Source organism: Lamprobacter sp. (assembly GCF_034860625.1).
Classification (GTDB): Bacteria; Pseudomonadota; Gammaproteobacteria; order Chromatiales; family Chromatiaceae; genus Lamprobacter.
Genome location: NZ_JAYESN010000545.1, coordinates 1 through 1,270 on the forward strand (window position 1 = coordinate 1; position 1,270 = coordinate 1,270).

The following is a 1,270-nucleotide window of genomic DNA, read 5'->3' on the forward strand; positions in this document are numbered from 1 at the left end:
GTCGTCCCAACCGTAGGCGGCAGCCACTGCGGCGTCGAGCGTCTTATGGGCATTGTCGAGCCAGGCCGGGCGCGCGTTGTAGAGGTTCGTCAGGGTGCGCTTCTTTAGTTCCTTCTCGTGCTTAGGCTTTGGAATGATGCGATCCGGGTAACCCGGCACGACCTCGGGCACGACCTCAATCCATTCGGGCGGATTGAGCCAGTGACGGCGCAGCGCGTCGAGCTGATGCGCAGCTTCAGCGATGGGCTCCGCATGGGTGCGAACGTCCGACGCCACGCTTGGAATGATGGCACCGCTGGGTAGTCTCTCTGTCCCGCCTGCGGTGTCGGCTGGCGTTAGGGCCTCGGGGAACGGGAAGGTCTCGAAGCAGGTTCCTGCGTTGTAGGTTGGTCGTCCGCCTTCGTCACCATCACCATGCCGCGACCCCTTCGCCAGTGCCCAAACCACATGCAGCCGAGAGGACAGGATGCCGAAGGTTGCGTCGTCGTCGCGGCAGATCACACAGAGCCGGGTATCGGGCAGCACAGATGCTGGCAGCCAGACGAAGAAACGATGCTTGGCGACGCGTGGCGTGGCAATGAATCGTTGCAGACCAGCGAGTGATTGCCGTAGCGCGGCCCTGGGCCTTTCGTGAATCCACCAGTATGTCCGCGTGTGTTCGTTATTCACCCGGCTGCGACTTGGCTTCACATGCGTCAGCACATGCTGATAAGGCTGCTCGAAGAGCGCCGCATCCGCCTCAACGCGATCCACGCCGAAGTCGATGATCCAATGATCAACAGGTCTACGTGCTAGATCCTGCCCATTTCGCCACGGCTTGAGTACTTCTCGGTTCGAGCGACCATCAGGGTTCGGAGCCAGCAGCCATTGCCGCGCCAGGTCTCCAGCGATGTCGAAGTCACCGTACTTCTTGGTGCCCTCGAAGGCGACGGCATTGCTCGGTAGCGGTTTTGCCTGGCCGAGATCAAGACCGCCTTGCGCGTTGCCCGTGAGGTCTGCATAGATCGCCGCAACAGGCTGGCCGTTGAGGCGGATACCTTGGCTTGTGCTCGGAGGCGCAAAGGCGATCAGCGAGACGCGCACATCGGCGCCCTCGTTGATCCAGGGCTCATCGGACCAGGCCTCGACAATGACGCCAGTCTCTGTGATCCGCGTCAGCACCTTTTGGTTGGAGCCACGGCGGATCGATTGGGTGGCGACCAGCCCGGCGCGCTGCGTTTTCGCCGCCTCGATCTGCGCCCGTGCCTTCTCAAACCAGTAAGTCACTAGA

General features: G+C 62.0%; 1 pseudogene. It reads right to left on the reverse strand.

Annotated elements, in window-relative coordinates:
* Positions 1-1,270 (reverse strand): annotated as a pseudogene (locus tag VBE63_RS29645) (hypothetical protein); the annotation flags it as partial.